Origin of the sequence: Dialister sp. UBA1703 (genome assembly GCA_002320515.1) — a bacterium.
In the GTDB taxonomy this organism is placed as follows: domain Bacteria; phylum Bacillota; class Negativicutes; order Veillonellales; family Dialisteraceae; genus Dialister.
In genome coordinates this window covers 49531-57380 of record DCJJ01000164.1, presented here as the reverse complement: position 1 = coordinate 57380, position 7850 = coordinate 49531, and the positions used below count along the sequence as shown (strand labels likewise).

The 7850-nt window shown below is 53.4% G+C and carries 4 protein-coding genes and 1 tRNA gene; all 5 read left to right on the top strand.

Annotated elements, in window-relative coordinates:
• Positions 1-131 precede the first annotated feature (131 nt).
• The 5 genes from truA to B2Y11_RS07830 all read left to right on the top strand — a co-directional run bounded on the left by truA (position 132) and on the right by B2Y11_RS07830 (position 7560).
• On the top strand, positions 132-866 hold the full coding sequence (gene truA / locus B2Y11_RS07850) for a tRNA pseudouridine(38-40) synthase TruA (protein WP_291057971.1): 735 nt from the start codon (positions 132-134) through the stop codon (positions 864-866).
• Between the two features lie 55 nt (positions 867-921).
• Complete coding sequence (locus tag B2Y11_RS07845; protein ID WP_291057906.1) at positions 922-1860, top strand: LysR family transcriptional regulator; 939 nt, start codon at positions 922-924, stop codon at positions 1858-1860.
• Positions 1861-2252: 392 nt separating this feature from the next.
• Positions 2253-3464, top strand: coding sequence for an MFS transporter (locus B2Y11_RS07840; protein WP_291057905.1), 1212 nt, complete (start codon positions 2253-2255; stop codon positions 3462-3464).
• A gap of 322 nt (positions 3465-3786) precedes the next feature.
• Positions 3787-3878, top strand: a tRNA-Ser gene (locus B2Y11_RS07835).
• A 259-nt stretch (positions 3879-4137) separates the two neighbouring features.
• Positions 4138-7560, top strand: a complete 3423-nt coding sequence (locus tag B2Y11_RS07830; RefSeq protein WP_291057904.1) for a DNA polymerase III subunit alpha — start codon at positions 4138-4140, stop codon at positions 7558-7560.
• Positions 7561-7850: the final 290 nt, after the last annotated feature.

Genomic DNA, 7850 nt, shown 5'->3' with positions numbered 1-7850 from the left:
GCATTGCATAAAAATTCAAGAATAAAAGCAGACAGTGATTTAATCAGCGCTTCCCTAGACCGGTCAATCTTAAGAACCTTTTGCCTTTTTGCTATAATAGACAATAGAGAAAACGAAAGGCAGGGATTGTGATGAATTACGGTTTTACCGTTTCCTATGACGGAAGCCGCTATGAGGGCTGGCAGCGGCAGGTGCGGACAAGGGAGACCATTCAGGGGAAGCTGGAAGACACGCTGGAGAAGATTACCGGCGTAAAGGGGCAGGTAATCGGCGCCGGCAGGACCGATGCCGGCGTCCATGCCATAGGGCAGTATGCCAATGTCCATCTGCAGGAGGAGTATGACCTGAAATTGCTTGAGGATGCATGGAACAGGGCTCTGCCCGATGATATTTCCATTCACGGCCTTACCATTATGGACGAAAGATTCCACAGCCGCTTTTCCGCCAGAGAGAAGCACTACCGCTACTGTATCCGTTTAAGTGCAGAGAAGGATGTATTCCGTCGGCGCTATGTGTGGCAGCTGGGGGAGGTGCTGGATGTGCACACCATGAAAAAGGGGACCGCCCTTCTTCTGGGCACCCATGATTTCATGTCCTTCTGCGGAAATAAGCACTTTAAGAAATCTTCTGTCCGCACCATTCGTGATATTTCCCTTACCCTTTCCGGCGGCGAGCTGGCCATTGACTACAGGGGCGACGGTTTCCTGCAGAATATGATTCGTATCATCACCGGCACTTTGGTGGAGATCGGTGAGGGTAAGAAAAGGGCTGAGGAAATCCCTGCCATTCTGGAGGCGAAAGACCGCGCAGAGGCCGGTTTCACCGCGCCGCCCCAGGGACTGACCCTGGTGGAAGTGGTGTATTGAAAGGATAAAGGCAAAATTTTTATTTCATCATTTTTGCCGGAAATGGAGAAAAGTTATGTCGGAAAATCTGCCCACCATTGCACAGATGGAGTGCTTTATCATATATGGCCGGGTGGGGAATTTTGCCCGGGCTGCCAGGGAAGCGAATATTACCCAGTCCGCTTTCAGTGCCCAGATCAAAAGGCTGGAATTCACTCTGGGGGTGCAGCTGATTGAAAGATCCAGGAGAGGAAGCCATCTCACCGAAAAAGGGGAGCGGTTCCTGCCCCGTATCCGGGCATGGATGGAGGAACTGGGGAAAATCGTAGAGGACATCCGTCCTGCTGCAGAGGAAGGGGCGGTGGAGCTCAATGTGGGAATCCTCCGTTCCCTGGGGGACATCCATATGAACCGGCATATTGCCCATTTCCAGCGGCTGAACCGGCAGATCCAATTCAATGTGTATGACATGCCCACCTACCAGATCCACCAGGCCATGACGGAAGGGAGGCTGGATGTGGTTTCCACCTACTTTGTGGAGCAGAGCCTGCCTGATGGGGCGGGAAAGGACGAATACGACGTGGTGCCCTTCGGCCGGGATCATATGGTGTACTACGGTCCCTTGATGGACATGGGGAAAAAGCCTCTTACCGTAGAGCAGATTCTTTCCACGCCCCTGGTGCTCTATCCCACCACCTACTATATGAACCAGATTTATGTCCGCTATTTCAGGGACGCTGCCCTGAAGCCCCAGGTGTCTGCCCGGCTCTCTTCCCCCTATGCCATCATTCACTACTGCCAGGAGAACAAGGCCGGCGCCCTTCTGCCGGACCGTCTGCTCACGGCCCTGGGCTGCCACAGGGGGCTCCATGAGCTGGAGACGCCCCTGGAAGCGGAATGCTACCTTATCTATCGGAGAAATCATCCTAAAATCCGCCTGATTCAGGCCTATGTGGACCAGGTGCTGGCCAGCTTCCCGGGAAAGCACATCCGCTATAACGGGCCTTCGAAATGACCATGGAGTGTGGCGGTTATGGCGCGGTTTGTTCCCTTTTGAATGATGATCAGCTGTCTGCCGCTTCGTCATCTCGAGCGGGTCTGCATGCCGGTATGGCAGAAAGGGTGTCCGGACTGCCATGAAACTCTGAGTCGAGAGATCTCCCTCTATCCTGTTTGCGGCAGGAAATAACCATGGGAGTGTCAGCTGTATTGCTGATTGAGCTTTCCGGACAATGACTGATTCAAAAAACTGATGTTCAATGGGTGTTATCGTTTTTTACGATAACACCCATCTTTTTTATCTGTTATACAAGGCAGGAGGGAAAAGGTATAATGGTGTCCGTATTTCAAAAAGGACCGTACGTAAGGTCCCGTCAGTACTGCATAGAAAGAGGTTGATTTTTTATTATGGCAGTCAAACCACGTCTGTGGACCCGGGGGTTCATCCTGGACACCCTTGTTAATTTCCTTATTTACATTATTTACTATATGCTGGTGGTCATCATCGCATCTGAGGCCATCCATTCCCTTCATGCCACCGTCAGCGAAGCAGGCCTGGCAGCGGGCATCTTCGTGCTTGGCACCCTGGCGGCCCGGCTGGTGGCCGGCCGGTCTGTGGAAATCTACGGCCGTAAAAGAATGCTTTACGCCGGCATCCTCTTCTACCTGGTGACCACCTGCATGTATTTTGCAGCCAACACCCTCCCCATTATGTACGCCGTACGCTTTCTGAACGGCGTGGGCTACGGCATTGCCTCCACCGCCACCAGTACTATCGTATCTGCCATGATTCCCGCAGAGCGGCGGGGCGAAGGCATCAACTACTATGCCCTCAGCATGAGCCTGGCAGCTGCCATCGGCCCCTTCATCGGCATGATTATGCAGCAGTTCCTCTCCTTTAACATGATCATCCTCTTCTCCGTGGTCATGGTACTGGCCTGCCTGGCTGCCGCCTTCATTATGAAAGTGGATGAAATGAAAATCACCGAAGAGCGCAGGGCGGAACTGAAGGAAATCAACCTTTCCAGCTTCCTGGAACCCAAGGTAATGGGCATTTCCATCGTAGGCTTCTTCGTAGCCCTCTGCTATTCCAGCGTACTGAGCTTCCTTGCCACCTATGCGGCAGAACTCCACCTCATGACCGCAGGCACCCTGTTCTTCGTGGTCTATGCCCTTTCTGTCACCTTCATCCGCCCTGTGGCCGGTGTTATGTTCGATAAGAAGGGCGAAGACTTCGTCATGTATCCCACCTTCCTCTGCCTGGCGGCAGGACTCCTCATCCTGTCTGTTACCACCAGAAGCTGGGAAATGCTCCTGGCCGGCGTCTTCGTAGGCCTGGGCTACGGCACCTTCATGTCCAACGGACAGGCCATCTGCGTGAAACTGGTGGACGAAGTCCGTATCGGTGTGGCCGTATCCACCTACTTCGTCATGCTGGATCTGGGACTGGGCGTAGGCCCCTACATCCTCGGCGCCTTCAAAGGCCCCCTGGGATTTTCGGGCATTTACTCTCTGGTCGGCGTAGGCTCCGCAGCCTGTGCCTTCCTCTACTACGGCCTCTACGCATGGCGCCGCAACCTGCGTCAGGGACATGGAGCCGGCTCTGCGGAAAAAGCATAAGCAGGGATAAAGGTCATGAAGAAATGATAATCATTGCTTCATGGCTCTTTTTTGTGCCATGAAGTTTCCTGTCCGGCATGGGGGTATGGTGTGTCACATCCATAGGAAACCATTTGTGAAAGGTTTCCTGTCTATCATGGGGGTATGGTGTGCTACCACCACAGGAACTTTTTTCCTCCCTCCGGCAAAGGGAAAAAATAATTTTGAAAAAATTTCAAAAATTGCTTGACATATATCGCCTCGATTGGTATACTATATAGGTCAGTCAACCACTGATGAAAAAAACAAGGCGCTGGCCGCAAGGCTAGGGAATAAGCAGCATGGAGAGGTGTCCGAGCGGTTTAAGGTGCATGATTGGAAATCATGTTGACGGCGAATACCGTCACGGGGGTTCGAATCCCCCTCTCTCCGCCACAAAGAGAAAAAGCTCTGTCAGCAATGGCAGAGCTTTTTTCGTGTCCTTCATTTTATATTTCAAGATATATGAGCCTATAATAGTTTTATATAGGAATAAAAGAGACGTCTTTTCAGTTCAAGGCTTTCTACCAGCATCACTAAATAGCAGGGGTATAAATTTCATTGCCGGAGACTGTGTCAATCTAATAGAATCTTTTTCCCTGCCCTGTGTGATACAATAAAACAAAAACCTTTTTCAGTGATTTCAGGAGGGACCATGGATCCATTTGTTCATCTTCATGTGCATACAGAATACAGCTTATTTGATGGCACCTGCCGCATTAAGGAGCTGGTGTCCCATGTGAAGGATATGGGGCAGACGGCGCTGGCCATTACGGATCATGGTGTCATGTACGGGGCGGTGTACCTGTACAAGGAGTGCATGGCCCAGGGAATCAAGCCTATTATCGGCTGTGAGGTGTATATTACACGGGGAAGCCGGTTTGAGAAGAGGGCGGGGGGCGAGAAGGAGAAGCTGGCCCATCTGATTCTTCTGGCTGAAAATAATGAGGGCTACCAGAACCTTATCAGAATCTGCTCCAAGTCCTGGACGGAGGGATATTATTTCAAGCCCCGGGCGGATCATGATCTCCTTGTGAAGTATCATAAGGGGCTTATTGCCATGTCCGCCTGCGTGGGGGGCGAGCTTCCTCAGGCCATCCTGAATCATGACATGGAGAAGGCCCGGAAGGTGATCCAGTTCTACATTGATACTTTCGGGAAGGACAATTATTTCATCGAGCTCCAGAATCACGGCCTTCCTGAAGAAGCGGCGGTGCGGCCTGCTCTGGCGGCGCTGGCGAAGGAGTATGGTCTGGGGCTGGTGGCTACCAACGATTTCCACTATACGAAGAAGGAGGATGCAGGAAGCCAGGAAATCAAGCTCTGCATTTCCACAGGAAAAACGCTGGACGACCCTTACCATTTCCACTTTGCCAACAACGAGTTCTACTGCAAGAGCGGAGAGGAAATGGAAGCCATCCTGGGGGAATATCCCGGTGCCATTGAGAATACGAAGAAGATTGCGGACCGGTGCCATGTGACGCTGACCTTCGGGGAGCACAAGCTCCCTTCCTTTGATGTGCCTGAGGGGGAGACGTCCAAGTCCTATCTGCGGAAGCTCTGCGAAGAGGCACTGCCGGAGCGCTATCCCCGTCCTACGGGAAAGGAGAAGGAGCGCATGGATTACGAGCTGGGCGTCATCGAGCACATGGGCTTTTCCGACTATTTCCTCATTGTCATGGATTTCATCCGCTATGCCAAGTCCCATGGTATTCCCATCGGGCCGGGTCGCGGCAGTGCGGCAGGGAGTATTGTGGCCTATCTCCTTCATATTACGGAAATCGATCCGCTGCGCTTTGACCTCCTTTTTGAACGTTTCCTGAATCCGGAGCGTGTGTCCATGCCGGATATTGATACGGATCTCTGCTACCGGCGGCGGGGAGAGGTCATTGATTACCTGGCCCGGAAGTACGGGAAGGAGCAGGTGGCCCAGATTATTACCTTCGGCACCCTGGCTGCCCGGGCGGTTATCCGGGACGTGGGACGGGTGACCAATATGCCCCTTCGGGATGTGGATAAGATTGCAAAAATGGTACCTTCCGGCCCCGGGGTGACGCTGAAGAAGACGCTGGACGGCTCCCGGGAATTCAAGGATCTTTATGAGTCCAATCCCCAGGTGCACAGTCTCATCGACCACTGCCTGGATCTGGAGGGACTTTCAAGAAATTCCGGCACCCATGCTGCCGGCGTGGTGATCTGCTCCAACCCCGTAGACGACTATGTGCCCATCCAGCTCACCCAGGACAATTTCATCCAGACCCAGTATGAAAAGGATCAGGTGGAGCAGCTGGGCCTTCTGAAAATGGATCTTTTGGGTCTCCGAAATCTGACGGTTATTCATGACGCCCTGGAAATGATAGAGAAGAACCGGGGCATCAAGCTGGATATCAACCATATCCCTGATAAAGACGAAGCCACCTGCCGTATGCTCTGCGAGGGGGATACCATCGGTGTGTTCCAGTCTGAATCCTCCGGCTTCACTTCCCTTCTCATGAAGCTCCATCCGGACCGGTTCGAGGATCTTATCCCCATGGTGGCCCTCTACCGGCCGGGCCCTCTGGGAAGCGGCATGGCGGAAGATTTCATTAAGAGAAAGCATGGGGAAATCCCGGTGGAATATCCCCATCCGTCTTTGGAACCGATTCTGAAGGAAACCTACGGCGTCATCCTTTACCAGGAACAGGTCATGCAGATCGCCTCCGCCATGGGGGGATTCAGCCTGGGACAGGCAGATATGCTCCGCCGCGCCATGGGCCATAAGGAGCCGGAAATCCTGCAGAAGAACAGGGATACCTTCGTGGAAGGGGCCGTGAAGAACGGGGTGGATGAGAAGACTGCCAATTACGTGTTTGACCTCATGGTTCACTTCGCCGGCTACGGCTTCAACAAATCCCACAGCGTGTGCTACGGCTGGATTGCCTGGCAGACGGCGTACCTGAAAGCCCATTTCCGTCCTGAATTCATGGCGGCCATGATGACCTGCTACATCGGCGACAGGGAAAAGGTGAGCCGCTATATTTCCGATACAAGAAGGGCGGGTGTGGAAATCGCCGCTCCGGACGTGAACCTGTCTGACGCCTATTTCTCGGTAAAAGGAAATAAAATCCTCTTCGGCCTGGACGGCATCCAGAATGTAGGGGAAAATGCGGTGGAAGGCATTATCGAGGCCAGAAGAAAAGGAGGGCCCTTCCGGGACATCAGCGATTTCCTGGAAAGGGTGGACAGCCGGGGACTGAACAGCCGGGCCTGCGAAAGCCTCATCCGCTGCGGCGCCCTGGACTCCCTGGGCCATAACCGCTCCCAGCTTCTGGCGGTGCTGCCGGAGGCCATCAGCAATGCCCAGTCCGTAAGGGAAGACAGGGAATCGGGGCAGATGAGCCTTTTCGGTGATATGGACAGCGCCAAAACCATTGTATATCCGCCGCTGCCGGATATACCGCAGAATGAAAAAATCGAATGGGAAAGAAAGCTCCTGGGCTTCTATGTCAGCGGCCATCCCCTGGATGCCTATAAAAAACAGATGGCCCGCTGCACGCCTATTTACCAGCTGAATGCAGAAAGCGCCCGCTATGACGGCCGCACCGTCACCATCGGCGGCACCGTGGCCCATGTGAAGGGCACCATGACAAAGAAAGGGGCACCCATGGGCTATGTGACTGTAGAAGACTACGACGGTGAGCTGGAAGCGGTGGTGTTCCCGTCGGTGTGGGAAAAGGTAAGGCCCATCCTCACTGAGGACGCCGCCGTCTGCGTCCGGGGCCGGGTGCAGTCCAATGAAAGGGAAGTGAAAATCCTGGCCGATGACATTATCCCCTTGTCCACCTTCCATAAAGCCGTCCGCCCGCCGGTGGCGGCTGTCCACCTCTATGTGGATGAAAGGCATGAAAACAACATGGTCAGCGACGCCCTGGGCCGTATCCTTCTGAAATACCATGGAGACACGCCGGTATTCCTCCATATCCAGAGGACAAGACAGGAAATCCGCATGGTGCCGAAATTCTTCCTTGACTTCTCCGAAGAAGCGGAAGAAGCGCTGAAAGGACTTCTGGGCAATGCCTGCGTGGAAGGACGGAAGTGAGAAAGGGGCCGTCATACAAAGGAATTCGGAACACTATTCCCGGAATCAGGCGGGTTCAGGCGCCTTTTGGACGCCCCGGTTCTATGGGTCATGTGCTGATGCACTGACCGATGGGTTCAGCCCACAGAGCGGGCTGGTTCAGGGAAGTTATAAAAATCGCCGCCAAAGGCGGCGATTCTACATCCTCTGAACCCTCTGAACCTTTTGAACCTTTTGAACCTCGGCCGCAAAGCGGCCGTCCATAAATAAGTATGCCGCGGAAGGCCCCTATATGATATACTAAAATAGAT